Genomic DNA, 25,314 nt, shown 5'->3' with positions numbered 1-25,314 from the left:
GCCTCGGTCGCGTGTGCAGTCGAGGCGCCGGAGACAACACTCTTGACGCAGACCGGTTCCACCACGGACGCCCAGCGAGCCGACACCACCACGGGTGCCGCCGCCCGTTCGACCGACATCCAGTTCGCGAGTCGCCGCGAGCGCCGCGCCGCCGAGGCCGCCGCCGCCCGCACGGGGTCAACCGCGCCCGTCGCACCGGTCACGGTCGCCGCGACGACTGCCGCCGAGCCTGCCGCGGCGTCCGAGCAGGCCATCGCCGAGGCCGCACCCGCCGCCGAGGCCACCCTGGTGGCGGCGACCGAGCCGGCCCCGAAGCCCGCCGTCGCGGCCGGCGCCGCCGTGGTCCGCTCCGTCGACCCGGAGCTCGAGACCCCCATCGCGCCGGTCACATCGTCGTTCGCCAAGTCCCCGGTCGCCACCGCCGCCCGCCGTGCCGCCGCCAGCCGCGCGGCGGTCGCGAGCAGCGCCTCCCGGCCAGCCGCGCGCGGGAAGCGCAAGGTCCTGCCGGTCGCCGTCATGACGATCACGGCGGGGCTCTTCGGCACGGTGGCGCTCCCCGCCATCGCCGCGACCGCCCCGCAGCCGACCGCCGGCTCGCAGCAGGCCGTCGCCCAGGGCAACCTCCGCTCGGCGGACAGCCAGTCGCTCACCGTCGCGAACACCGCGGCGCTCGCCGACACCGTCCGCGACGGCTACACCGCGACGGCCCCGAAGGTCGTCGCCCCGAAGGTCACCGCGTCCACCGCGACGACGACGACCACGACGAGCGACACCGCCCTCGCCACGGCCCGCGCGCAGACCGCCGCCTCGTACGCCTCGTACACCGGTCCGAGCGCCGCGGACTACGTCGCGAGCCCGAAGTACCCGAGCTTCAGCCTGTCGCAGGTCGTCTCGGTCGCAGAGCAGTACATCGGCACGCCGTACGTCTACGGCGGTGCGACCCCGGCCGGTTTCGACTGCTCCGGCTACGTCATGTACGTCTACGCCCAGTTCGGCATCTCGCTGGCGCACTCCGTGCCGCTGCAGGACGCCGCCGGCACGACGATCCCGACCTCCGAGGCCCAGCCCGGTGACGTCGTGATCTTCAACACCGAGGCGCACGAGGGCTTCTACATGGGCAACGGCATGATCATGGACGCCCCGAAGCCCGGCGGCTCGGTCAGCATCCGCCCGATCTGGACGACCGACTACCACATCGTCCGCTTCGGCATCAAGTGAACGGACGGGCCCAGGCCCGCTGAACGCACCGGAAACCGGTCCACACGCTCTCGTGTCGGGCCGGTTTCTGGGTTAACCTGGCGACACGGTCCACTCGACCTCGAACGGGAGATCACATGCCAGCCTGCCGCACGACCCGCACCATGGGTCGGCGCGCGCACGTCGACATATGGTCGACCACGACCTGCCGCGTGCCCCAGCACGCGCCCGCGAACTGAGCACCGCCCACCAGGGCGGTGCTCTTCTGCTTCCGGGGTCGGGTCACCCGCTCGAGGACCGAGGGAACCGTGAGCAGCGTCGTCCGCCTGGAAGCCGTCCAGGCACGTCGGAAGGGACCCCATGCGCACTCTCGTCCTCAACGCCGGTTACGAACCCCTCGCGGTGATCTCGTTCCGACGGGCCCTCGTCCTGGTCATGAACCAGAAGGCCACCGTCATCACCGCCGACGCCGACCACCCGGTCTTCGGCTCCACCACGAGCTACGACCGGCCGTCGGTCATCGTCCTCACCCGGTACGTGCGCATCCCGCAGAGCCGACTCGTCCCCGTGTCCCGCCGCGGGGTGCTGCGCCGCGACGGCAACCGCTGCGCCTACTGCAACCGGCACGCCACGACGATCGACCACGTGCACCCGAAGTCCCGCGGCGGTGCGGACTCGTGGGAGAACCTCGTCGCGTGCTGCCTGGCCTGCAACAACGTCAAGGGTGACCGCACGCCGCACGAGATGGGCTGGACGCTGCGCTTCCGCCCACGTGCTCCGCACGGCACGGCGTGGATCGTGCGCGGCATCGAGCGGCCGCAGCCGGACTGGGACGAGTACCTCGCTGCCGCCTGACCCGGCGGGCGTCGGACGGGAGGGACGATGCAGACCCGCACAGTCCCTCCCGTCCGACACTCAGGTCGTGGGCACGTGCCACTGCTGCGTCGAGAGCCCGTTGCAGTCGTAGATCTGCAGCTGTGTCCCGTCGGCGGTCTGCGCCTGCGGGTCGTCGAGGCAGCGTCCGGACTGCGGGTTGTAGAGCGAACCGTCGCTCCGTGCGACCCATTGCTGCCCGCCGGCGGCGTCACATCCCCACAGCTCGACCTTGGTCGAGTTCGCGGTGCCGTTGCCGACGATGTCGAGGCACTTGTCGTAGGCCCGGATCGTGCCGTCCGTCTCGAGCGCCCACTGCTGGCCGGTCGCGGTACCGCAGGTGTACAGCTGCACCGCGTTGCCGTTCGTGTTCGTGTTCGTGTTGACGTCGAGGCACTTGCCCGTGGTGCCCGGACCGGTGATCTGCCCCTGGTGGGTCGGCAGGGTCGCGGTGGCGAAGTCGGTCTCGCACTTGCCGGTGCTGACGTGGACGCCGGCGAGCATCAGGAAGCTCGAGCTGGACGGGTCGGCCAGGAGCGGCGAGCTGTATCCGGCACACGAGGTCTCACCGCTGTCGTAGCCCCCGGTCGGGTCCGTCGTGACCGCGGTCGTGATCTCCTGCCACGCCCCGACGCCGAGGTTCTTGTTGACGAAGAGCACGTGCCCGCTCTCGGGCTGCACGGCGAGTGCGCCGTCGTTGCCCGCGACCACGCGTTGGCCCGAGGCGATGAGCGTGCCGTTGCTGCCACCGGCCGGTGACCAGGTCAGGTAGGGCGTGTGGAGGAGGAAGCGGCTGTCCGCCGTCTGTATCCGCGTGCCCAGGCTGGACGGGTTCCACGACTCGGCGTTCGAGGTCGTCTTGATGTACACGTCGCACGCCTGGTCCGGGTCGTACCCGTTCTTGCAGTCCTCGTAGGTCATCGCGTAGGTGCCGTTCGGGAGGTTCACCACCGTCGCCATCCCGGGGCGTTCAACACCGTTCTGCACGGCGACGTCGTAGGTCTCGGCACCCCACGTCGAGCCGCCGTTCGTCGAGACGACGTGCGCGAGCACCTGGTTGTAGTTGTTCGACGAGGGGCGCTCGTCCGAGAAGTAACACACGAGGTCACCGTTCGCGGCGACGTCGAACTCCGGCTCCCAGATGCCGTGCCCGATGGTGTTCGCGGTGCCGGACTCGCTCGCGCAGGAGCTGCGGTAGCTCCAGCTCGCGCCCTGGTTCGTCGACGCGAACACCTCGACCGCCTGCTGGGTGTAGTCGCCGTGGTTCCAGGCCGTCCCCGCCGCCAGGATCGTGCCGGCGGGCAGGTTCCCCTCGGCCTGCGGGAGTTCGTACAGCGTCGGCCCGTCGAGGTCCCACCCGTGTTGGGTGTCGGTGACGGTGCTGATCGGTGACGAGGTCCAGGTGACGCCGTTGTTCGTCGACCGGTAGATGGGGAAGTTCGCCTTCGTCACGCCGGTGCCGGAGTGCGAGAACGTGGCCAGGAGCGTGCCGTTCGCGCTGCCGCTGTGTTGGAGTCGGATGACACGGGGGTAGCTGGCGTCCTCGGTGGAACCGCTCGCCGTGCTCGGGTGGTGGAGAGTGCCGCTCGAGGTGGTGGCGGCCTCGGCCGTGCCGGGGAGGACGGTGCCGCCGAGTGCAGCGATCGCGACGGCGGCTGCGAGCAGCCCGATCCGTGCGAACAGACGTGGGTGTCGGTGCATGGTGCGACCTCCGGGGTTCGCTTCGTTGCGATGGTGTGGTGGGCGCGCGTCGGGCCGCGGGGGTGCTGCGACCATGCAGATTTTGCATCGTTGCAGCACCGGACGTACCGGATGCTAGGACGACGCTGTGCGTCCACGCAAGAGCAGTCCGAGAGAAAATTGCAACGATGCAAGAACGCTGCTAGCTTGCGCGGAGACCACCGCACTCCGAAGGGCATCGACGATGACGACCACGACCACCGGCCCGGCTCGGCCGACCGACACGACCGCCGGTCCGGGCCAGCCGTCCGACAGCACGACCGGGTCCCACCCGGAGGAGTCCGTGCCGCGCGCGGAGTACCCACGGCCCCACTTCGACCGGTCGCACCACTGGCAGACCCTGAACGGTGTGTGGGAGTTCCGACGCGGCGCCGCCGCCGACCGCGCTGGCAGCGAGGGAGCCGCTGGGGACGACGCCGCTGGCGTCAGCACCCAGGCGACCGAACAGATCCTCGTGCCGTTCGCCTGGGAGACCCCGCGCTCGGGCATCGAGGCGCACTGGCTCGACCGCGCCCGCTACCGTCGGTCCTTCACGGTCCCGGCGGACTGGGCGGGCCAGCGGACCGTGCTGCACTTCGGCGCCGTGCACCACGAAGCGACCGTCTCGGTGGACGGCGTGCGCGTCGGGACCCACGTGGGTGGGTACGTCCCGTTCGAGTTCGACATCACGGACGCGCTCGTGGGCGACGACGTGCACGAGCTCGTCGTCGAGGTCGCCGCGCCGATCGACAAGCGCGGCATCGCGCACGGCAAGCAGCGGAGCGTTCCCCGCGACGACTACGACAGCTGCGCGTTCACCCCCTCGAGCGGGATCTGGCAGCCGGTGTGGCTCGAGTCCCGTCCGGCGACCCACCTCGGCACGCTCGTGCTCCGGCCGAACCCCCGCCTCGACGGGATCGTCGTCTCGGGAACGATCACGGGCCCGGACGCCGCCGGCGCCACCGCACGGGTCACCACGACCGAGATCGGCTCCGACGTCGAGGTGGGCACCCTGCTCGTCGACGCCGGCGAACTCAGCGAGGGTGTGCTGGTCGACATCAGCGCCCCGAAGCTCTGGTCGCCCGCGGAGCCGAACCGCTACCGCGTCGAGGTCGAGGTCACCTCGGCGGACGGCGTCGACGTCGTCGGCGGCAGCACGGGGCTCCGCAGCATCACGACACGCGGGGACGCGATCTTCCTCAACGGCACCCGCATCTCGCTCCGCGGCGTGCTCGACCAGGGGTACTGGCCGGACAGCGGCATCACCGCGCTCACCGACGAGGACTTCGTCCGCGATCTCGAGATCGCGCGCGACGCCGGCTTCAACCTCGTCCGCAAGCACCTCAAGCTCGAGGACCCCCGGTTCCACCACCACGCCGACCGCCTGGGGATGCTCGTCTGGGCCGAGCCCGCGTCCACCGGTCGGTTCTCCGCCGAGGGCGCGGCCGCGTTCGCGGACCAGATCGCCCCGATGGTGCGGCGCGACGGGAACCACCCGAGCATCGTCGTGTGGGGGTTGTACAACGAGGAGTGGGGCCTCGACTGGGCGCTCCCCGAGGACCCGGCCAAGCAGGAGGTCGTCCGCGACGCCGTCCGCGAGCTCACGGACCTCGACTCATCACGTCCCGTCGTCGACAACTCCGGCTGGACGCACCTCGACACCGACCTCGTCGACTGGCACGTGTACGACGAGCACCCGGCGGGCTGGGCACGGAAGGTCCAGGACCTCGTCGACGCCGACGCGCCGTCGTTCCCGGTGGCGATCGCCGTCGACACCATCGTCCAGAAGCTGCTCATGGTGGACGGTCCGGTCCCCCGGGACGTCCCGTTCCTCAACAGCGAGTTCGGCGGCGGCTGGACCTCGATCGACCGCGGGTGGAACCTGCACTGGCAGACCCAGCAGTTGCGCAAGCACGACCGCATCTCGGGCTGGGTGTGGACCGAACTCAACGACATCGAGCACGAGTCCGCCGGCATCGTCGACACGAACCGCGTCGTGAAGGACCACGGCGGCCGGCCACCCGCCCACGCCAACGGCGAGACCGTCCCGGTGTTCGACATCCTGCCGATCGCACCCGGCCGGGACGTCGTCACGACGGACGGCACAGTCGACCTCGGCGTCGCGGTCTCGCATCACGGGGTCGACGACATCGACGTCCAGGTCAGCGTCGGCTGGGGACCGGTCTTCGGGCTGGAGCCCACCGCGTCGATGGAAGCCGTCGGTACCGCCACCGCGTCGCCGTTCACCCTGTCCGAGCACGTCCGGGTCCACGCCGAGCTGCCCGAGGGACACGTGCAGGCTCGCCTGCACGTCCTGCTCGAGCAGGACGGCCGGGTCGTCGGACGCGGTGCGCTGGACGTCGTCCGCGCCTGACCGGTCTGGAGGCACGGATCGCCCGGCCGGGACGGCTCGCTCAGGTGGACCGATCCGGCAGCGGGAGGCCCGACGGTCGGCCGGACCTACGAGGTCCGGCCGACCGTGCTCTCGCGGACCACGAGCTCGTGTCCCGCGTAGTGGTCCCCGGGTTCCCCCTCCGCGGTGCCGTCGAGGATCGCGACGAGCCGCTCGACGGCCAACCGAGCGATGGTCTCGCGGTCCGGCCGGACCGTCGTGAGCGACGGCGTCTGGTACGCGGCCGCCTCGATGTCGTCGAAGCCCACGAGCGCGACGTCCTCGGGCACGCGCCGACCCTGCGAGAGGAGCACGCGCATCGCCCCCATCGCGACGAGGTCGTTGTAACAGAACACGGCGTCCGGTGGCCCGTCGGGGTGCTCGAGCAACTCGGTCATCGCGCGAGCCCCGTCCGAGAAGTGGAAGTTCGCCGTCGGGACGACGAGGGACCGGTCGACCGGCACGCCCCGCGCCTCGTGTGCCGATTCGTACCCGCGGGTGCGGAGCTGCGCGGTCTCTCCCGTGTCGTAGGGCTGGTCACCGATGGCCGCGATCCGCCGGCGACCGATCGCGAACAGGTGCTCCGTCGCTGCCCGCGCCGCGGCGACGTTGTCGATGGCGACGTGGTCGTACCCGCTGTCGGCGATCCGCTCACCGAGCAGCACGAGTGCCCGGCCCCGATCCGGAGCCGGCAGGTCGCCGCGTGACAGCGCCAGAGGGCTGAAGATCACGCCGTCGAACAGCACCGCGTTGCCGTCCCCCTGGATGAGCTCCCGCTCGCGGTCCGGCTGCCCGTCGGTCTGGTCGACCACCACCGTGAGGCCGAGCGTCTGAGCGTGTGACACGACCGCACGGGCGAGTTCGGCGAAGTACGGGACGTCGATCTCCGGGACGATGAGCGCGATGAGCCCGCTCCGCCCGTTCCGGAGGTTCCGGGCGAGCACGTTCGGCCGGTACCCGAGCTCCGCCACGGCCTCCTCGACCCGGACGCGCTTGGCCTCGGACACCCGCGCGTAGCCGTTGACGACGTTCGACACCGTGCGGATGGAGACGCCGGCACGCTCGGCCACGTCGCGCAGCCGCGGAGGTCCCTCAGGCACGTTCCCTCCGCGATCGTCGTCGTGCTCCCACGCCCGGCATCACGCCCCGGGGGCACGCGTTGGGCAGCTCGGTCCAGTGCGCGCTGCTCCGATCAGTATCGCGCAGTCCCCTGATCGCCAGGGTCACCCCGTGGTGCTGCCCTGGAGCAGGCCGCCCCGGAAGTAGCGCTCGAGGAGCAGGAACAGCACGATCAGTGGCAGGACCGTGACGAGCCCGCCCGTGATGAGCACCGGCACCAGCTCGGACTTCGACCCGGTCTCGGCCGCCTGCGACAGCGCCGAGAGCCCGACCGTCAGCGGGTAGAGCCCGTTCTTGCTGAAGATCACGAGCGGCAGGAAGTAGTTGTTCCAGATCGCCACGACCGAGATGAGCAGCACCGTCATCAGGCCCGGGAGCGACAGCGGCAGCGCGAGCCGGACGAAGATCCGCAGTTCGCCCGCACCGTCGAGCCGCGCGGCCTCGATGAGGTCCTTCGGCACCGAGGAGTCGATGTAGGTGCGCATGAGGTAGATGCCGACGGGCGACACCATGCTCGGCAGGATCATGCCCCAGATCGAGTTGACGAGCCCGACCTTCGAGTACACGAGGAACAGCGGCAGCGCGATGGAGGTGATGGGCACCAGCAGGGTCGCCATCACCAGGAAGAACAGGGCGTTGGCACCCCGGAACCGGTAGCGCGAGAACCCGTACCCGGCGAGCGCGGACAGGATCGTCGCCCCGATGGCGCCGCCGATCGCGTAGACGAGGGTGTTGCCGAGCCATCGCACGAACACGCCCGCGCCGCTGATGTCCTGGCCGAGTGCGGCGAGGTTGTCCCAGAGCCGGAAGGGGCCGGCGAACCAGAACCCGAAGCTCGAGTAGATGTCCGCCTGCGATTTCGTCGCGTTGACGAGGAGCCACACGAGCGGTGCGAGCACGAACACCGCGAAGACCCCGGCGAGTGCCGTCAGGACGACGCTCGTCCCGCGCGGCAGTCCGTAGAGGCGCGGGTCGATCTGGTCGGCGGGCAGCCGGGAGGCACGGTGCGGGTGCGACGTGCGCCCCGCCTCCCGGCCGGATGCGGTCACGTGACCGGTCGTGCGGGTGGTGGTCATCGGAATTCTCCGTTCTGACGTCGGAACGCGAACCCGGCCACCGAGATGGCACCGATGATCACCGCGAGCACGATCGCGGCTGCGGCGCCGAGTTCGTACTGGCCGCTGCCGACCGCCGTGTTGTAGACGTAGAGAGAAGGGGTGAACCCGAACGAGACCGCCTGCGGCTGGAACGCCGCGAGGATGGACGGTTCGGTGAACAACTGCAATGCCCCCACCGCGTTGAGGAACACGAGCATCACGACCGACGGCATCACCATCGGCAGTTTGATCCGCGTGATGATGCGCCAGAGCGAGGCGCCCTCCATGATCGCGGCCTCGGTGACCTCGCGCGGGATCGACTTCAGCGACGTGTAGATGATCGTCATGTTGTAGCCGGTCCACTCCCACACGACGATGAGCATGATCGTCGGCAGGATCAGACCGCTCGAGAAGAAGTCGACGTTGCCGAGCCCGAGACCGCGGAGGATCTGCGCGTAGGGCCCGAAGCCCGGCAACAGCAGGAACGACCACATCACGGCCGCGACGACACCGGGGACGGCGAAGGGCATGAAGAACACGGTGCGGAAGAACTTGCTGGCGCGGATCACCCCGGCGTCGAACAGGGCGGCGAAGAGGAACGCGAGCGCGAGGGTGACCGGCACCTGGACGACGCCGAACACGAGCACGCGCACGACGCCGGACCAGAAGTCCGCCGAGTGCAGGATCGTGACGTAGTTCGCGGCTCCGACGAACTGGTGTCCGCCGATGATCCTGGTCGAGTACAGGCTCGACCAGAGCGCGTAGATGGTCGGTACGAGCATGAAGAGCCCGAGCATGAGCATCCCGGGCGTGATGAACACGAGGCCTGCCGACTCCCGCACGGCGCGACGGGGGCGGCGACGAGCGCTCGGCGTGGCTCCCGCCGGAGCGGGCGTGCGCTGCCGCACGCTCCGCTCCGACAGGTCGGTCAGTCCGGTCACGGCAGCGTCACGACCCGTTCACGGTGAAGCCCTGCGACTTCGCGTACGACGTCATCTGGGACTGGAACTTCGTGAACGCCTGCTGCAGCGTCTCGGTCCCCTTCGTCACGCCGGCGAACGTCGAGGTCCACTGGGTCAGCGCTGCCGTCATGATCGGCGGGAACTGTGCGGGGTCGATGTCCTTCGCCGCGGCTGCGAACACCGTGTTCGGCGTCGTCGTGCCCGTGATCTTCAGCGTCTTCTGCTGGAAGGCCGTGTCGTCGAGGAGCGGCAGGTAGCCCGGGAACGCACCCCCGACGTCGCCGCTGAGGATCTTCCACGACGCGTCGGAGCCGCCGAACCACTTGACGAACTCGGTCGCCGCCTTGGCGTGCTTGGTGCCCTTGACGACCGCGAGGGTCGAGCCGCCCCAGTTGCCGGCAGCGGTCCCGCCCGCCGTCACCTGCGGCAGCGGTGCGGTCTGCCAATCACCGATGGTGTTCTTGATGCTGAGCTGCATGCCCACCGGTCCCCACGCCGGGCTGAGGCGCGATGCGGCCGCACCGTTGTCGAAGGCGGACCACTGAGCGGGGGAGAAGTCCGCGGTCGTGGTGGCCTCCTTCGCGGAGATGAGGTCCTGCCAGTACTTGGCGAACTGCATCTCCTTCGTCCCGGTGAAGTGGATGCCGAGCTTCGATCCGCCCGTGTAGGTGAAGGGGAACGCGCCGTACTGCTGCATCAAGGCGAGGACGTCCTGCGCGCTCTCCGGGTCGAAGTTCGTGATCGCGGCCTTCGGGTCCTTGCGGTGCAGCGTCGCCGCCTCGGACGCGAACTGCTCCCACGTCGTGGGGACGCTCAGGCCCGCCGAGGCGAACTGCTTCTGGTTGTAGAACAGCGCCATCGGGCCGAGATCCACGGGCATCGCGTAGACGTGCGACCCCTGTGACACCTGCGACCATGCGGCGGGCGCCTCGTTCTTCTTCGCGGAGGCGATGCCCTGGTCCGCCAGGTCGACGAGGCTGTTGGTCGCCTCGAACGACGGCAGCTCGAAGTACTCGATCGTCGCCACGTCCGGAGCGCCGTTGCCCGCCTTGATCGCGTCAGTGAGCTTCGTGTACTCCTGCGTCGACGCACCGGCGTTCTCGAGCGCGACGCAGACGTCGGGGTGGGTCTTGTTGAACTCCTCGACGGCGAGGTCGTAGCCGGCCGGCCATCCCCAGAACGTCAGCTTGGTGGCGGACGAGGAGCAGGAGGCCGTCGTCGTGGACGACGGGCTCGGGGACGAGTGCCCGGCTCCGCTCGCCGTCGAGCTACCGCTGCTCGAGCAGGCCGCGAGGCCGATCGCGGCGACGGCGGCCAGCGCGATCGCCGCCGCGCCGCGACCTCGGGTACGCGCGGTCGGGCGCCGCGCTGCCTGTCCTCGAAGGATCATGGGGTCTTCCTATCGTCGTTGATCAGAGAGCCGCCGGGCGTGCCAGCCGGGGCGACGCCGCAACCATAGGGCAGTTTTTGCATCGTTGCAATCCGTTCCGACATCGCCGTGCCGACGTTGCACACCGATCGTCCCGTCGAGCCCCGGGATCGCGGTGTTCAGCAGGACGACGGGTGTTCGACGGCGTCACGCGTGTCGACGGAATGCTGAGCCAGCGCTCGGAGTTGCCCCGGGGGTGTCTGCACCCTCTGCACCTCCTGCCCGCTCCGGCGTGGGCCTGCGCTCCGAGCGCGGCCCGATCCTCCTGGCCCTGATGCTCGCGACCGCACTGGTCGCCCTCGACTCCACGATCATCGCGACGGCGTCGTCGTCCATCGCCAAGGACCTCGGGCACTTCCAGCAGCTGCCCTGGCTGTTCTCGGTGTACCTGCTCGCGCAGGCGGTCTCGGTGCCGATCTACGGGCGCCTCGCCGACGTGCTCGGCCGCAAGCGTCTGCTGCTCGTCGGGATCGGCCTGTTCCTGCTCGGCTCGGTGCTGTGTGGCGCCGCGTGGTCGATGCCCGTCCTCATCCTGGCGCGGGTCGTGCAGGGCCTCGGCGCGGGCGCCGTGCTGCCGATCTCGATGACGATCACGAGCGACATCTACACGCTCGAGGAGCGCGCGAAGACGCAGGGCTACCTCGCTTCGGTCTGGGGCATCGCCTCGGTCGTCGGGCCGACCCTCGGTGGCCTGTTCAGCCAGATCGGCGCGTGGCGGTGGATCTTCTGGATCAACATCCCGCTCGCCATCGTCGCCGGCGTCATGCTCATCCGCGCCTACCACGAGCAGCGTGACGCGTCGCAGGACCGGCAGCGCATCGACTCCCTCGGCGCGGCCCTGCTCGGCGGCGGGACGACCGCGCTCCTGCTCGGTCTGCTCGAGGGCGGGACGTCGTGGGCCTGGGACGCCCCCGCGTCGTTCGCGATCTTCATCGCCGCCGCGGTCCTCCTGGTCGCGTTCGTCGTCGTCGAGCTCCGCGTCGCGCAGCCGATCTTCTCGCTCGGCCTGCTGAAGCGGCGCGTGGTCGCCGCGTCCACGATCGCGTCACTCATCATCGGCGTCATCGTGATGGGCCTGTCCACCTACGTGCCGATCTACGCGCAGGACGTCCTCGGGGCCTCGGCCCTGATCGCCGGGTTCGCGCTCGCGGCGCTCACCCTCGGATGGCCGATCTCGGCGTCGCAGGCCGGGCGCTTCTACCTGCGGTTCGGGTTCCGCGTCACCTCGGTCATCGGGTCGACGCTCGTGCTCATCGGTGCGGTGCTCACCATCACGCTCGCCGTGCACTCGTCGATCTGGCTCGTCGCCCTGTTCTGCTTCGTCATCGGCGCGGGCATGGGCCTGACCGCCGTGCCGACCCTGATCGCCGCCCAGTCATCTGCCACCTGGAGCGAGCGCGGTGCCGTGACCGGCACGAACATGTTCGCCCGCTCGATGGGTTCGGCCATCGGCGTCGCGGTGTTCGGCGCGGTCGTCAACGCGCACGTGCAGCTCAACGCCGCCGGCGTCCCCGAGGGCGCCGGGCTCATGACCGCGATGCACCTGGTGTTCGTCGCGATCGCCGCGATCGCCGTCGTGCTCCTGGTCGCCGTGCTGTTCCTGCCGGGGCACCGGCGGGCGGCGCGGGGCGGGGTGGCGTCTACCGCCGGGGCCGCTGAGGACGCGGAGCCGGCGCTCGGCGCTGCGCCCGCGACCGCAGCTGCGCGGGCCGAGGCCGGGGCCGAGCAGCCGGTGGCGTCCGCGTAGGAGCCGCCCCACCCCCCCCACATCGATAGGACGGGAGGCGCGGCACGGCTGGTGTCGCGCCTCCCGTCCGTCCGTGGTGGGGCCGGTAGAGTGGCTGACGCCTGCCTCTGTAGCTCAATGGAAGAGCAGTTCCGTCCTAAGGAAAGGGTTGGGGGTTCGAGTCCCTCCAGGGGCACCAATACTATGAATACGTATCCTCTATGACAGGGGTCCGAGCAGTCCGATCGGCTATGCCGTATCGGACTTTTTCACTGCGCGGAAACCAACGGACGTTCCGGCCACCCCTGTCAAAAGGTTCTTGTCCCGTCAGGGCGCGTGCGTAGGTACGTCGTTTTCTCGTTTTGAGCCCCTCTGCGGGGAGTACCGATGAGGTTGTGATTTCCACTATAGTCAGTGGCTGATGCCGCCGTTCATAATCCGGTCAGAAAGCTGGGGGAATCATGAAGATCAGCCGTATCGAAATTAAGAACTATCGAAGCCTTAGAGACGTGACTGTCGATGTCGACGATTACGCTGCACTCGTAGGCGCTAACGGATCAGGCAAGTCGTCAATTTTGTACGCACTCGACTGGTTCTTCCACGGGCGTGCGCTTACCGTGTCGGACGTCTGCGGATACGAGGAAGGCGTTACGGTCGACGATGATTGCGTGATCGAGGTCGCCGTGACGTTTTCGGGGCTCACGGCTGCGGACCGCCGCCGCTTGAAGCAGTATGGGCGGGCAACCACGGCTACTTTCAGGCGGACCTGGAAAAAGGACGAAAAGGACAAGGTCGTCGGAAACGCGATGCAAGGGCCGAACTTCGCAGAAGTGCGCGCATTCACCAAGGTAGGCGACTTCCGGCCCGCCTATGTCACCCTTCGCGGTGCGCATACTGACCTGCCGGACCTCGGAAAATCTCCGTCTCGCGACGAAGTTCATGCCGCCCTTGCCACGTGGGAAGACGACCCGAAAAATTCAGCTCTGCTAGAGTCCGTATCGGACGACGATGCCACTCACATGTTTGGAATCAACGGTTCCAACGTCATCCGCGATTGCGTGCGTCTGATCCTGGTCCCCGCGTCTACGGACATGTCGAGCCAGGTTGGTGAAGCAGGCAAGGGTTCCGCGTTGAACGAGTTGATCGGTGCCTTCATGACGGAAGCGGGAGCGCGGGCGCAGGCCGAGTGGCTGACTGACAACGAGACCATCCTTTCGGAGCTCCGTCGGAAGGTGAAGGAAAACGTCGAAGAGTCGACCCGCACGCAGGCGGTTCGCGTGAACGCGAAGCTGGCGACACTGATTCCAAACGCTTCCGTTTCCTTGACTCCCACCATCCCCGAATGGGCGCCCAAGACAGATGCATCCGTGACCACTGACGTGGAGATCGACGGGGTCAAGAACGACCTCAGCAGGCAGGGGCACGGTGTTCAACGCGCCGTCATGATTTCCATGCTGCAGGCATTGGTGCCCGACGCGGAGTCCACCCGCGCCGGTCACGCTGCTGAAGAGGGGGAGGATGCCGACGCGGCCGCGGCGCGCCTGCAACTAGAGCTCGACGAGCTTCCGAGCCTCATCGTCTGCATCGAGGAGCCTGAGATCTATCAGCACCCGATTCGCGCACGCTCTTTTGCTCGAACTTTGACAGAGCTCAGTGCGCAACCACGCGCACAAGTCATCGTCGCGACCCATAGTCCTTACTTCGTGCGACCCGAACAGTTTTCGTCCTTGCGACGGTTCACCCTTGCTGCCGGTGAAAGCAATGTCGCTCACACGAATTCCTCCAAGTTGAACGGCCGAACTGGCATCGACGTGGCGAAGATCGACAAAATTGTCGACAAGCGGGTTCCGACCCAGTTCGCGGAGGGATTCTTCGCGGATGCCGTTGCTCTAGTTGAAGGTGACACAGACCGTGCCGTTATCGAGGCTATTGCCAGCAGGCTCGGTCACGATCTTGATGCGCTCGGTATCTCTGTTCTTGAGATGTCCAGCAAGGAAAGTATCCGCATCCCCTTCGAAATCCTCAAGGACCTAGGTATTCCCGTCTTTGTATTTGCTGACGGGGATTTCCTTGGGGCTAAGCGAAAGTACCCTGCTGACTCAATCGCCGAGGCAAACGCACATGCCAGTCACAAGAAGTCGACCGACGACATTATCGCGTGGCTGCCCGCGTCGATGGCCGTAGCCGGCACCGCACCTTTTGTTTTCGGCGCACCCAGCCTTGTCGCTGAGGATTACACTATTTGGCATGACGACCTCGAGGAGGAGCTCAGCGGCTGGCCGTCATTCGTAACGTCGCTCACGGGAGCTGGAGGGTCTGTGCAATCGCGAACCAAGAAGGATCTGTTTGCCTATCGCAATGCCGTGCTCGACGCGGACTTGAATGATCTTCCTGCGACATTGCGAACTGCCGTCGAAACCCTCGCGTCATTTCATTAGCGGGCCATCTTGAGTCGGCAAGAACGCTTATGCTTGCAAAGCCGGACGTCCGGCATTATCCTGGCCACAGAACGGAGGACCACGCCGTGCCAAGAATCGCGCGGACAACCCACGTGCAACGCCGCGACCTGCTTGCCGCTCTCTGGCTCGACGCCCCGCACTTCTTCAGCCTCCTGCCGTTTGATGCCAGTGGGACATCCATGCGTTCTACGCCCCGTACTTGACCGGACCGGACCTTTTCGCACGGATCGGGAAGGTCAGCGCCGAACGGCCCTCCCTGCCGAAGCGCACCGGCAAGAGCGTCGCCCACATGTCTAAGCTCTACGACTCCTACGTCGCCTCGGTTGGTGAGGGCAACTGGCCGGCCATACGTTTTTTCTTCGAGCGTGACCTCGCCGCCACCCTGGACTGGACGGTCATAGAGGGCAAGGGCATGAAGCGTCACCGGATCTCCGTCAGCGCGGTCGTCCGCCACGAGCCTCACCCCAAGAAGCTGTCCTACGCGCTCCGCGAGCTGGCGAAGGAGATCCGTCGTGAGAAAGAGGCAAACGGGGAGGACGCGGAGAATGGCGATAATCTTGCGGCGCGACGTAGAATTGATACATGACTAAGCGAACCTCACCGAGGCGCGGCGTCTCGTCAGGAGACTTTTGCAGCTCGATCAGCGCCAGCGCTTCGACGGGTCCGTCTGCCTCGACCGTGACGGCGCGGTCGGCTTCGCTATCGCGAGCACGCTAGCAAAGGGCCGCAACTTTGAGCTCGACGGGGGGCCGCCTACCGTCTGGCGATGCTGCTGCATCACGGGCGTGACTTGCGGCTGGCGAGGAGGGTCGCGCTGAGGGGTCATGGAAAGCATCCCAAATCCATATGGCTCGTTTGGGCGATCACCGATCGTCAGCTAGTCATTCATAACCAGTCCCAGCGTTCCGGTACCCAGTATCGGATCGACCAAGAAACCGGCAAGTGGCTCCTAATCGAGCCTTAGGCCCGGTGTCGTTCGATCGCCGCCTTCACCGTCTTCGGATCCCGCCTGATCTCCCGTCCGATCGCGTTCAACGACATGCCCGATCCGGCGAGCCTGCGCATCCTCAACGGTGCCGGGACGGACATGGACCGTGTTGATGCTGTCGCTGCTCTCGGTTTTGTGTTCGACACTGCTGAGGAGTACGGCACTTCAGGCGGGGACGGCACGTTCTACATCCAATCGACGATGCTGCGGCCGTCACTGTTAATCGATGCGACGCACGGCTTACTGTTGGAAAACCGGGTCGAGTGGGAGTGGTTCGACCATCAGCTCTGACCTCGTGGGAACAGGGCGCTCCATTCTGAAGTGGTAGAACCGACCGTTGAGCTGTTGGAGAGCGACCCGGCGTTCGAGCATGCGAACCGGGCCTACGGTCAAGCGGAGCCACAACCAACACTGCGAGTGCATCTGCTCAAGTGGATGAGCTTGTGAAGGCGGGGCGGCTCACACAGTGGGACAGGAAACTCTTGAAGCCGTTCACGGATTGGGTGACTGCTGACCGTTCGCAGTCCGGTGAAGCTCACACGCTTAGTGGGAAGCCGGAGAAGGAGGACGTGTTCCTCATGGCTCATGTGGTTGGTGCCGTCATCGTCAGGCTCAGCACCGGGCGGTTGGGGGATGGGCAGCAGGAGTGAGGCTCTGAGTGTCGCCTAGGCTCTGCTCATGGCCGACCGTTTCAAGCCTCTCCCGTCGCAGATTCTCCGAGCCAAGGCGCTTGAGGAGGAGGAACGAGTCCGAGGGGTTCAGTGGAGGAACACGGTCAGTGTCCCTCTTGCTCGCCGCATCTACGCACTCGCCACCCGTTTGACAAGCAACGAGTCGGCGCTGTGGCGGGCAGTGACTGACTTGATGGAGGTTGGGTCACCGAACGAGGACGGTGAGCAGCGTGACGTGTTCAGTGTCATGCACGGCGAAGCCGGGTCGGAGATGATGAGGCTCGATGTGGTTGGCGCTCTAGGTTATGCCTTCGATGAACTCGCTTTCGCTGTTGCGGAGGAGACGAGTGGATGGAATGCGTTACCGTTCGACCCTCCTTCTGATTGGTACGACAACCGGGCGTTCAAAACGACGGTGAACCGGATGCTGCTTGAGGAGCGTGTCGAGTGGCAGTTCGATGGCCGGGACTTCGTGCAGCGGGGTAACTCTGTCCTGCACTCGGAAGTTATCAAGCCGGTCACACTGCTCCTTGACAGCGACCCTCGGTGGCAGAGTGCTTCGAAGGGGTACTCGGACGCAATCACTGAACTCTCGCACGGGCGTACCTCCCGTGCGCTCACAATTGCGAGCAGTGCGCTGCAAGATTTCCTCCGCACACTCGGGGCGACGAAGGACACTCAGAGCGCTGAGAAGCAGGTGGCTTACCTGCAACGGCAAGGGCTGCTTGAGGGGTACGACATGAACCTCCTGAAACCCCTCCTGTCTTGGGTGAACGCTGACCGCTCCCAACGGGGTGAAGCGCATACGAACGAGACGGAGCCTGACCGAGCCGACGTGTGGTTGATGCTCACGGTCGTTGGGGCGCTGATGGTCCGCCTGTCGGGGCAGGAGCCTCGCAGCATCGAACAAGCTGCCCGAGTGCGGCGCGGCGAGGAAGCGGCGTTGGCTGAAGGAGCAGAACCGTCCGAGCAGGAGCGGTTCGCTGCGGATGCGGCGGCGTTCACCGACCGCGAGCAGCTCTGAACCACTCAGTCGACGCTTCGGAATGCGAGCGTGGCACTGATGACGGTTCTGCGTACAGGGGTGGGTGCGTAAGTTCGGGACACCCCAGGGGCACCACTGTCGTCGTCGCCGTGCCGGGGTCGAAGGTCCAGCCAGCTCGGTAGCCGCGCCCTCGGTGGGTCCCTCCTCCTGCCCCCAGCGACCCCAGCACACCTCGTCCGCCGGTTTCTCCGACTGATCCGCGCGCTGCCCATGGGTCGCAGGCGCGCTTCCAGGCGGCGAGAGGAGGCTCGAGGAGCGGCCACCACAGATCCGCTCGGGATCCTCTCGAGCGCGAGCGTGCGGGAGCCGTCGACGGAAGCGGCGACATCATGACCGACACCCATTCCCAATCCCTGGCTCTCGCCGGCGTCGTGGCCTCTGGCCTTCCCAACCCGCTCCCCGCCTCGTCGGCGCGGTACACCGTCCCGGCGGTGTTCAACCGCCGTCCCGAACCCATGGAGGCCCAGGCGATCGTCACGAGCAGTGTCCGGAACGCCATGGCGACGGCGGGGTACCCCGAGGTCACGCTCGAGATCGCCGATCGTCGCCTCCTGATCGGTCACACCTCGTTGGACGAGCTCGAGCAGGGTCTCGCGGAGGAGATCGCAACGGTGGTCGATGAGATCAGCCGGAACGTGGCCGTGGAGAAGCAGCGACGGATCGATGTGGCACAGGGCGAGGCCGAGGACCGTGATGCGCGGGCGAAGGAAGTGACCCGCGCCGCGGAACGGATCTCCTTCACGCCCCGGGGTCGAGCGTGAACGACGTGTACGCGGTCGTGGGCGGCCGCGAGTACCGCCTCGACGTCGTGGCCGATGGCCGGCAGCTCGACTCGTTGGTCAACGACCCTGGTGTGAAGCACGTCGACCTCGACGGGGGCGGCACGCTCGTCTACCAGGGTGAGCCCGGTTGCCCGGTCGTCATCGTGCAGCGGCCCCAATCGCGCTCCACGGCCGACGTCCACCGGTAGGCGATCGACCGAGACCCCGCGATCCGCGCGTGGATCTTCTCGAGCCGAGCAGCACCGCGGCAGCCTCAGCACGAACCGCTCGCCCCCCGAGGATCGCGAGGACGAGCCATGAGCGATCTGCCGGCCGGGACCGACGCGTTCCACGATCTGGCGTGGGTGGAAGCCGATGATGGTCTCGACGCGTTCCTCGGAGGACACCTCGTCGGCTCGGTGACCCACGAGCAGGGCTTCGTGGCGCGTTCGATCGACGGGACCGTCGAGGGAAGTCACCACAGCGTGGAAGCAGCACGAGCCGAGCTCGAAGGCTGGCTCCGAGGGGTTCGCGCCCTGTCTGCGCAGCGCCGCAGGAACCACTGACGGCAGCTGTCATGACCTCCGCCCGCGCAGGCACAGCGCGAGCGTCGCCGATAACCTGCCGTCCGTGGTTCCCGCGCTGCCCGTCCTCATCCCTGCCGCGATCGTCGTCTGGGTGCTGCTGTTGTGGCGGCTGCGGCAGCGCGACCGCCTGACCCTCTCGCGCACGATCACCGCTGGCGCCGCCTGCCTGTTCGGGATCGTGCTGCTCCGGTCGGTGCTGTTCCCCGCCCCGATCGTCCTCGGCGCGGAACGAGCCACGCTCCCGCCATGGCCGGTGTTCGTGCAACTCATCCCGGTGGCGACCGTGCCGCGCGACCCGTCGGGCATGGTCCTCAACATCGTCCTGTTCGTTCCGATCGGGGTGCTCCTACCGTTCCTCGTCCGGGGATCCGTCATCCGACTCGGGACCATCGCGTTCCTGCTGAGCGTCACGATCGAAGTGGTCCAGCTCGTCGGCGACATGACCGTGAGCACGGGGCGCGTCGCCGACATCGACGACGTGATCGGCAACACCGTCGGGGCACTCGTGGGGATCGCGGTCGTCCGCCTCCTGTCGCGCGTACCACAGCTCTCGCGCGTCGCGACGCCGTTCATGTGGTGGCCGAGTCCGGACCCGAGGTCACCGATGCCCGGGAAGCGCGGAGCCTCAGCCCGCTCCCGGTGGGGATCAGGTCTGCACTGACGGATCGCGGTCGGGCGATCCGACCGGCGTGGCCTGATGGGCGACCCGAGCGATCAACGGGTCCGCTTTCCAGCGGGCTGAGGCAGGGTGGCTCCTCCTCGGAGTTCGTGCCGAGGGGGCTCGGTCGGAGCTGGTGTGGAAGCGGTCCCCGGAGGAGACGGGACGGCCGAGCCTGCGCCACTGCGGTGATCGACCAGAGCGCGGACGCTGACGCCCATCGAGGTCTCTCGCCCGACCATTTCCGGATCACCCCTTGTCCGCGCCGCGCAACTCGTGTTAACTCGCAGTCAGGAAGCGACGCAACACGAGTTGAACAAGGGAGTTCGCGATGACTCGTCTCATCCTCGACACCGACCTCGCCATGGGTGCCCCGGGCAGCGACATCGATGACGGGTTCGCGCTCGCCCTCGCGGTGGCCGAACCCGAGATCGACCTCGAACTGGTCACCACCGTCAACGGGAACACCGACGTCGAGAGTGCCACGCTCCTGACGCTCGAACTCCGCCGTCGGCTGGGCATCGACGTCCCGGTCGTCAAGGGCGCCCCGACACCGCTCGTGCACCCGGAGCGCCGGCGTGAGCCGTCCCCCGAGGTCGTCAGCACGTACGGGGTCGGCCTGGAGCCCGACCCAGGCCACGCGGCGCACCGGATCATCGAACACGTGATGGCGAACCCGGGCGAGATCACGATCTGCGCGATCGGGCCGCTGACGAACATCGCGCTCGCCCTCACGATGGAGCCACGACTGGCGTCGTCGGTCAAGGAGATCGTGATGATGGGCGGCGTGTTCCTCGGGACCATGGCCCACCGGAGCATGCCGGGCGAGTTCAACGTCTGGGTGGACCCGGAGGCCGCCGCGACCGTGCTGCGCTCCGGTGCACCGCAGCGGTGGGTCGGTCTCGACGTCACCTTGCAGGTCCGACTCACCCGCGACGACGCTCGTCGTCTCACCGACTCGGGCCGCGACTTCGCAGTCCTCGCGGGCGAATCGACGAACGCGTGGATCGACCACATCGCCGAGCGCGACCCGGGCGACCCGCGCAACCGCGATTCGTGCGCGATGCACGACCCGCTCGCCGTCGCGGCGCTGACGCACCCCGAGTTCCTCACCTGGGTCGACGCCGCGGTCGACGTCGTCACCGGCGACGGACTCGCGCGCGGCGTGCTCGTCACCGACCTCGGGCACGGGCCGGACGCACCCGCGCCGAACTGCAGGATCGCGACCGAGGTCGACGTCGCCGCGTTCACCGACCACTTCCTGGGGCGCATCGCCGACCTCTGAGCCGTCGGAGCGCCCGCCCGGCACCCGCTCCGACCGCCGCCCGCACAACCGTCGCCCGCCCCGGGCGCCGGGCCGTTCACCGTACCCACGATCCGCACACCCAATGGAGGGACCAATGCGATCACACGTCCACCCCGGCCGTCGTCGGCTGCTCGTCACCGCCGCCGGCGTCATCGCCGGCGCACTCGCCCTGACCGGATGCTCGAGCGGCGGGGGTGCCGCATCCTCCTCGGGAAGCTGGTCCATCCCGTCGAAGGACCCGAAGACCACCGTCAAGGTGCTCAGCATCCTCAGCCTCAAGTCCCCGGACAACATGCAGCCGGTCGTCGACGCCTTCGAGAAGGCACACCCGAACATCACGATCAAGTGGCAGACCGTGCCGTTCGACTCGCTCAATTCGACCGTCGACTCGCACGTGTCGAACAAGGGCGGCGACCCGGACCTCTACTGGGCGGACCAGCCGCGCATCGCCGCGCTCGCCAGCCGCGGTGAGGCCGAGGACCTGACGTCCCAGTTCGGCGGGTACTCGTCGTCGTTCGACAAAGTGTCGTACGAGACGGGCGTCCAGAAGGGCAAGCTGTACGCCCTCCCGATCGCGAACTCCACGCAGCTCCTGTACTACAACAAGGACCTGTTGGCCAAGGCCGGGCTCCCCACACCCTCCGCGTCGACGAGCAGCCGGATGACCTGGCAGGACCTCGCGTCCGACGCGCTGAAGGCCAAGCAGGCCGGCGCGCAGTACGGCATGACGTTCGGCCAGTTCGACCGCTACTACCAGCTCGAGCCGCTCTCGGTCCAGCTCGGAGGTTCGGTCGGGGCGGACGGCAAGGACAACCTGACGCCGGACTTCACCAACAGCGCGTGGGTGAAGGCGATGACGTGGTACCGCTCGATCTTCGCCTCCGGCGCGGCGCCCAAGGGCATGACCGCCGACCAGACCGACCCCGCGTTCCTCGCCGGTCAGGTGGCCTACTCGGTCGAGGGGCCGTGGCTCCTGCCCGAACTGCAGACGTCGAAGGTGCACTGGGGCGTGGCACCGATGCCCGCCTTCGCGGACAGCAAGCAGGTCGCGACGCCGACCGGTTCGTGGTCCGTCGCGATGAACCCCTTCAGCAAGCAGAAGGACGCCACCGCGGTGTTCATGAAGTGGCTCGCGATCGACAACGGCTCGGGCTACATCCGCTACCGGAGCAACCCGGAGCTCGCCGCGAACGTCAAGGGCAAGCAGCTCTACTTCGACAAGCCCGTGTTCCAGTCGACAGAGGGAACGGACGCGGCGAAGATCATCAACCACGAGACCTCGCAGACCGCGGTGTCGCGCGTCAAGACGATCGGCTACATCGAGTTCGAGTCGATCATCAACCAGGCGTACTCGGACATCCGGAACGGAGCCGACCCGAAGCAGGCACTCGACGCCGCGAAGGCGAAGCTGACGACCGCCTGGGCGAAGTACAAGTAGGCCGGCCGTGATCTCGACCACCGACACCACGACCGGGGCGGCCCGCACGCGCCGCCCCGGTCCCCGGACCGCACCCCGGGAGGTCCGCAACCGGTTCGGCACGCCCGTCCCGGTCCGCCGCCGCACCGGCCGCGCGGGCGCACGACGCGAACTCGTCTGGGGCATCGTGTTCCTCGCCCCCGCGGTCATCGCCCTCGCAGTCCTCCGGGTCGCCCCGACGATCGACGCCGTCGGGTCCAGCCTGCTCAAGGCGTTCCCGGGCGGACTCATCCCCCCGACCTTCACCGGACTCGGCAACTACCAGTCACTGTTCGGCGATCCGGCCTTCCTGGCGACGGTCGGCCGCACGCTCCTGTTCAACGTCGTCATCAACCCGCTGCAGATCGCGGTCGCGCTCCTCGTCGCCGTGCTCCTGACCCAGCGGATCCCGCTCGTCGGACTCTGGCGGACGCTCCTCATCGTGCCGGTGACGATCCCGATCGTCGGATCGTGCATCGCATGGGGCGCGGCGTTCAACCCGCAGGGACCGATCAACGCCGCGATCACCGCGATCGGTGGTGGCGCGCAGCCGTTCCTCACCTCGCCACGACAGGCACTGGCCTGCATCATCATCGTCGCGTCCTGGATCGGCATCGGCTACTGGATGATGTTCCTGGTCTCCGGCATCCAGGCGATCCCGGACGAGCTCTACGAAGCGGCGAAGCTCGACCGCGCCGGCCCCGTCCGGACGTTCCTGCGCATCACCATGCCGATGCTCCGTCGTCAGCTGCTGTTCGTGCTCGTCGCCGACACGGTCGCGAACTTCGTGCTGTTCGTCCCCGTGCAGCTGCTGACGAACGGTGGACCACAGGACAGCACCACACTGCTCATGTTCGACGCCTACCGCACCACCTACGGGTACGGCAGCCAGAACCTCGGCTCGGCCGAGGTGATCGTGCTGACCGTGATCATGCTGGTGTTCGTCGTCCTGCAGTTCCGGCTGCTCCGCGAGGACGGAGAGGACGCATGACGGCCGACGGCGGCATGGTGGGCCTCCCGGCCGCGGTCGCGACGACCGTGAGCGACGACGTCGCGTCACCCGGAGCGCCCCGCCGCCGGCGGTGGTCGACGACCCGCTTCGTGCTGACGGTCGTCGCGATCGTCGTCAGCGCCCTGTTCATGCTCCCGGCGCTGTGGATCCTCATCGGGTCCTTCCGGCCGAACATGGACGTGCTGACGACGATGTCGCCGCTGACCTGGCGGTTGTTCGTCCCGTCGCGGGTCACGCTGCAGAACTACGTCGGGCTGCTCGTCCACGACGGCTTCGGTACGGCGCTCCTCAACTCGGCGATCGTGTGCATCGCGTCCGTCGTCGTCGGGATCCTCGTGTCCGCGGCCGCGGCGTACCCGCTCGCCGTGTACCGGTTCCGCGGACGGAACGTCGTCTTCGCCGTCATCGTGATCAGCTTCATGGTCCCCTTCGAGGCGATCGCCATCCCGCTGGCGCAGCAGTTCACGGACTGGGGGCTCGGCAACAGCCTCATCGGTCTGGTCCTGCCCGGGATCGGGAACGGCCTGGCCATCTTCAACCTCCGGCAGGCGTTCCTCGGCATCCCGGTTTCCTATCGAGAAGCCGCCATGCTCGACGGCGCGAGCGAGCCGAAGATCCTCTTCTCGTTGTACCTCCGCATGTCCGGTCCGGCGCTGACGAACTCCGCCCTGCTCATCTTCCTCGCGCAGTGGACCTCGTACCTGTGGCCGCTGCTGGTCGTCACCGACGACTCGAAGCAGCTCGCGCCGGTGGCGCTCGCGTCGACGTTCGGGGAGCACAGCGCGAACTACGGCGAGAACTTCGCGGGTGCCGTCCTGCTGTCGCTCGTGCCGGCGATCAGTCTCTTCATCCTGCAGCGGTTCTTCGGCCGGCTGTCGATCGGAAGTGGTGAGAAGTGAGCACGGAAGCGCCGGGATCCGCGCACATCATCGTCGTCGGCTCGGCCAACCAGGACTACATCGTGCGGGTGACCGCTCCGCCTGCGCCGGGGGAGACGGTCCTCGCCCAGGACCTCCTGCGACAGCCCGGTGGCAAGGGAGCGAACCAGGCCGTCGCCGCAGCACGGCTCAACGGCGACGTGAGCTTCGTCGCCAGCGTCGGCGACGACCCGGACGGCACCGACCTCCTCCGCGGCCTGCGGAGCGAGGGCGTCGACACCTCGGAGGTCGAGATCATCGACCGCGGTCGGACGGGACTCGCGCTCGTGTCGGTGTACGACTCCGGCGAGAACGCGATCACGGTGGTGCCCGGCACGAACTTCGCGCTCACCGCGAGCCGCGTCGACCGGACGGTGCGACGCCTCGCGGCGGAGGCCGAGCGGGCGATCGTCGTCGTGCAGGCGGAGCTCCGACCGCAGATCATCGCGACGGCGCTCCGGGCGGGGGTGGAGGCGGGAGCGCGGTGCGTGCTGAACCTCGCTCCGTACCAGCGCCTCCCGGACGACCTGCTCGCGGTCTGCGACCCACTGGTGCTCAACGAGTCCGAGGCGACCGCGCTCGTCGGGCGGCCCATCGCGGATCCGGAGCAGGCCGCTGCGGCGGTCCGCACCCTGCTCGGTACCGCCCGTTCGGTGGTCATCACCCTCGGCGCGCAGGGCGCCTGCTGGGCCGACTCGGGAGGCGAGGGGCACCTCCCTGCCACGCCACCGGACCGGGTCGTCGACACGACCGGCGCCGGCGACGCGTTCGTCGGTGCACTCGCGGCGACGCTCGCGCGCGGCGGCGGGCTCGGCGAGGCGACCGCGATCGGTGTGGCCGCCGGGACGTTCGCGGTCCGCACGCCGGGGGCGCAGTCCTCGTACCCGACGCTCGCCGACCTCACGACGGAGAGGGCCGTCACCGGACCGATCAGCTGACG

22 protein-coding genes and 1 tRNA gene are annotated in these 25,314 nt (G+C 68.0%); 18 read left to right on the top strand and 5 right to left on the bottom strand.

All coding sequences use genetic code 11. The features are described from left to right. Positions 1-42: 42 nt before the first annotated feature. Both DEI86_RS16970 and DEI86_RS06515 read left to right on the top strand, forming a co-directional pair. Positions 43-1,218, top strand: a complete 1,176-nt coding sequence (locus tag DEI86_RS16970) for a C40 family peptidase (RefSeq protein ID WP_181439717.1) — start codon at positions 43-45, stop codon at positions 1,216-1,218. Between the two features lie 339 nt (positions 1,219-1,557). After that, on the top strand, positions 1,558-2,052 hold the full coding sequence (locus DEI86_RS06515; RefSeq protein ID WP_111010489.1) for an HNH endonuclease: 495 nt from the start codon (positions 1,558-1,560) through the stop codon (positions 2,050-2,052). 60 nt (positions 2,053-2,112) lie between these two features. Here the strand turns inward: DEI86_RS06515 and DEI86_RS06510 are convergent, their stop codons facing one another. Next, on the bottom strand, positions 2,113-3,771 hold the full coding sequence (locus DEI86_RS06510) for a sialidase family protein (RefSeq protein WP_111049092.1): 1,659 nt from the start codon (positions 3,769-3,771) through the stop codon (positions 2,113-2,115). Between the two features lie 223 nt (positions 3,772-3,994). On the opposite strand from DEI86_RS06510, the gene DEI86_RS06505 reads away from it, so the two are divergent. Then, positions 3,995-6,163: a glycoside hydrolase family 2 protein gene (locus DEI86_RS06505; protein ID WP_111049091.1), complete on the top strand. Its 2,169-nt coding sequence runs from the start codon at positions 3,995-3,997 to the stop codon at positions 6,161-6,163. Positions 6,164-6,249: 86 nt separating this feature from the next. On the opposite strand, the gene DEI86_RS06500 is transcribed toward DEI86_RS06505, so the two are convergent. From DEI86_RS06500 to DEI86_RS06485, 4 genes are all read right to left on the bottom strand, one after another. After that, complete coding sequence (locus tag DEI86_RS06500) at positions 6,250-7,281, bottom strand: LacI family DNA-binding transcriptional regulator (RefSeq protein WP_258372028.1); 1,032 nt, start codon at positions 7,279-7,281, stop codon at positions 6,250-6,252. 123 nt (positions 7,282-7,404) lie between these two features. Further along, complete coding sequence (locus tag DEI86_RS06495) at positions 7,405-8,376, bottom strand: carbohydrate ABC transporter permease (protein WP_111013109.1); 972 nt, start codon at positions 8,374-8,376, stop codon at positions 7,405-7,407. Continuing rightward, positions 8,373-9,338, bottom strand: a complete 966-nt coding sequence (locus DEI86_RS06490) for a carbohydrate ABC transporter permease (RefSeq protein WP_220038493.1) — start codon at positions 9,336-9,338, stop codon at positions 8,373-8,375. The genes DEI86_RS06495 and DEI86_RS06490 overlap by 4 nt, the downstream gene beginning before the upstream one ends. Positions 9,339-9,345: 7 nt before the next feature. Continuing rightward, a complete protein-coding gene (locus tag DEI86_RS06485; RefSeq protein ID WP_111036670.1) occupies positions 9,346-10,749 on the bottom strand; it encodes an ABC transporter substrate-binding protein in 1,404 nt (467 codons plus the stop codon). Between the two features lie 313 nt (positions 10,750-11,062). Between DEI86_RS06485 and DEI86_RS06480 the strand changes: the two genes are divergently transcribed. The 15 genes from DEI86_RS06480 (at position 11,063) to DEI86_RS06405 (ending at position 25,312) form a co-directional block, all read left to right on the top strand. Next, positions 11,063-12,535 carry an MDR family MFS transporter gene (locus DEI86_RS06480; protein ID WP_111049215.1) on the top strand — a complete coding sequence of 491 codons (1,473 nt, stop codon included), beginning with the start codon at positions 11,063-11,065 and terminating at the stop codon, positions 12,533-12,535. A gap of 103 nt (positions 12,536-12,638) precedes the next feature. Beyond that, positions 12,639-12,713, top strand: a tRNA-Arg gene (locus tag DEI86_RS06475). A 262-nt stretch (positions 12,714-12,975) separates the two neighbouring features. Next, a complete protein-coding gene (locus DEI86_RS06470) occupies positions 12,976-14,952 on the top strand; it encodes an ATP-dependent endonuclease (protein WP_111049090.1) in 1,977 nt (658 codons plus the stop codon). 220 nt (positions 14,953-15,172) lie between these two features. Then, positions 15,173-15,559: a hypothetical protein gene (locus DEI86_RS06465; RefSeq protein ID WP_146244872.1), complete on the top strand. Its 387-nt coding sequence runs from the start codon at positions 15,173-15,175 to the stop codon at positions 15,557-15,559. 453 nt (positions 15,560-16,012) lie between these two features. Then, a complete protein-coding gene (locus DEI86_RS06460) occupies positions 16,013-16,252 on the top strand; it encodes a hypothetical protein (protein ID WP_111049088.1) in 240 nt (79 codons plus the stop codon). A gap of 387 nt (positions 16,253-16,639) precedes the next feature. After that, positions 16,640-17,656 carry a hypothetical protein gene (locus DEI86_RS06450; RefSeq protein WP_111049086.1) on the top strand — a complete coding sequence of 339 codons (1,017 nt, stop codon included), beginning with the start codon at positions 16,640-16,642 and terminating at the stop codon, positions 17,654-17,656. A gap of 350 nt (positions 17,657-18,006) precedes the next feature. Further along, positions 18,007-18,438: a hypothetical protein gene (locus DEI86_RS06445; protein ID WP_146244871.1), complete on the top strand. Its 432-nt coding sequence runs from the start codon at positions 18,007-18,009 to the stop codon at positions 18,436-18,438. Further along, the gene (locus DEI86_RS06440) at positions 18,435-18,647 is read left to right on the top strand and encodes a hypothetical protein (RefSeq protein ID WP_111049084.1); all 213 of its coding nucleotides are present in this window, start codon (positions 18,435-18,437) and stop codon (positions 18,645-18,647) included. Before DEI86_RS06445 ends, DEI86_RS06440 begins: the two co-directional genes overlap by 4 nt. 108 nt (positions 18,648-18,755) lie before the next feature. After that, entirely contained in the window at positions 18,756-19,004 is a 249-nt protein-coding gene (locus DEI86_RS06435; RefSeq protein ID WP_111013112.1) for a hypothetical protein, read from the top strand. A 64-nt stretch (positions 19,005-19,068) separates the two neighbouring features. After that, the gene (locus tag DEI86_RS06430; RefSeq protein WP_181439716.1) at positions 19,069-19,686 is read left to right on the top strand and encodes a VanZ family protein; all 618 of its coding nucleotides are present in this window, start codon (positions 19,069-19,071) and stop codon (positions 19,684-19,686) included. A 328-nt stretch (positions 19,687-20,014) separates the two neighbouring features. Beyond that, positions 20,015-20,968 (top strand): nucleoside hydrolase, encoded by a 954-nt coding sequence (locus tag DEI86_RS06425; RefSeq protein WP_111049082.1) that lies wholly within the window; start codon positions 20,015-20,017, stop codon positions 20,966-20,968. Between the two features lie 115 nt (positions 20,969-21,083). Continuing rightward, positions 21,084-22,427: an ABC transporter substrate-binding protein gene (locus DEI86_RS06420; RefSeq protein ID WP_111049081.1), complete on the top strand. Its 1,344-nt coding sequence runs from the start codon at positions 21,084-21,086 to the stop codon at positions 22,425-22,427. Positions 22,428-22,434: 7 nt separating this feature from the next. Then, positions 22,435-23,436, top strand: coding sequence for a carbohydrate ABC transporter permease (locus DEI86_RS06415; protein ID WP_258376476.1), 1,002 nt, complete (start codon positions 22,435-22,437; stop codon positions 23,434-23,436). Then, a complete protein-coding gene (locus DEI86_RS06410) occupies positions 23,433-24,356 on the top strand; it encodes a carbohydrate ABC transporter permease (RefSeq protein WP_258376475.1) in 924 nt (307 codons plus the stop codon). The genes DEI86_RS06415 and DEI86_RS06410 overlap by 4 nt, the downstream gene beginning before the upstream one ends. Next, the gene (locus tag DEI86_RS06405) at positions 24,353-25,312 is read left to right on the top strand and encodes a ribokinase (RefSeq protein ID WP_111010483.1); all 960 of its coding nucleotides are present in this window, start codon (positions 24,353-24,355) and stop codon (positions 25,310-25,312) included. The genes DEI86_RS06410 and DEI86_RS06405 overlap by 4 nt, the downstream gene beginning before the upstream one ends. The last annotated feature ends 2 nt before the right edge of the window (positions 25,313-25,314 follow it).

Origin of the sequence: Curtobacterium sp. MCBD17_028, assembly GCF_003234875.1 — a bacterium.
Lineage (GTDB): Bacteria > Actinomycetota > Actinomycetes > Actinomycetales > Microbacteriaceae > Curtobacterium.
The sequence above is the reverse complement of the archived record's forward strand: the minus strand, read 5'-3'. Positions and strand labels throughout refer to the sequence as shown.

Coding starts and splice junctions, on each gene's coding strand:
- DEI86_RS06515 (WP_111010489.1), top strand. CDS start 1,558: ATGCGCACTCTCGTCCTCAACGCCGGTTACGAACCCCTCGCGGTGATC.
- DEI86_RS06510 (WP_111049092.1), bottom strand. CDS start 3,771: ATGCACCGACACCCACGTCTGTTCGCACGGATCGGGCTGCTCGCAGCC.
- DEI86_RS06505 (WP_111049091.1), top strand. CDS start 3,995: ATGACGACCACGACCACCGGCCCGGCTCGGCCGACCGACACGACCGCC.
- DEI86_RS06495 (WP_111013109.1), bottom strand. CDS start 8,376: ATGACCACCACCCGCACGACCGGTCACGTGACCGCATCCGGCCGGGAG.
- DEI86_RS06485 (WP_111036670.1), bottom strand. CDS start 10,749: ATGATCCTTCGAGGACAGGCAGCGCGGCGCCCGACCGCGCGTACCCGA.
- DEI86_RS06480 (WP_111049215.1), top strand. CDS start 11,063: ATGCTCGCGACCGCACTGGTCGCCCTCGACTCCACGATCATCGCGACG.
- DEI86_RS06470 (WP_111049090.1), top strand. CDS start 12,976: ATGAAGATCAGCCGTATCGAAATTAAGAACTATCGAAGCCTTAGAGAC.
- DEI86_RS06460 (WP_111049088.1), top strand. CDS start 16,013: ATGCCCGATCCGGCGAGCCTGCGCATCCTCAACGGTGCCGGGACGGAC.
- DEI86_RS06450 (WP_111049086.1), top strand. CDS start 16,640: ATGGCCGACCGTTTCAAGCCTCTCCCGTCGCAGATTCTCCGAGCCAAG.
- DEI86_RS06445 (WP_146244871.1), top strand. CDS start 18,007: ATGACCGACACCCATTCCCAATCCCTGGCTCTCGCCGGCGTCGTGGCC.
- DEI86_RS06435 (WP_111013112.1), top strand. CDS start 18,756: ATGAGCGATCTGCCGGCCGGGACCGACGCGTTCCACGATCTGGCGTGG.
- DEI86_RS06425 (WP_111049082.1), top strand. CDS start 20,015: ATGACTCGTCTCATCCTCGACACCGACCTCGCCATGGGTGCCCCGGGC.
- DEI86_RS06420 (WP_111049081.1), top strand. CDS start 21,084: ATGCGATCACACGTCCACCCCGGCCGTCGTCGGCTGCTCGTCACCGCC.
- DEI86_RS06410 (WP_258376475.1), top strand. CDS start 23,433: ATGACGGCCGACGGCGGCATGGTGGGCCTCCCGGCCGCGGTCGCGACG.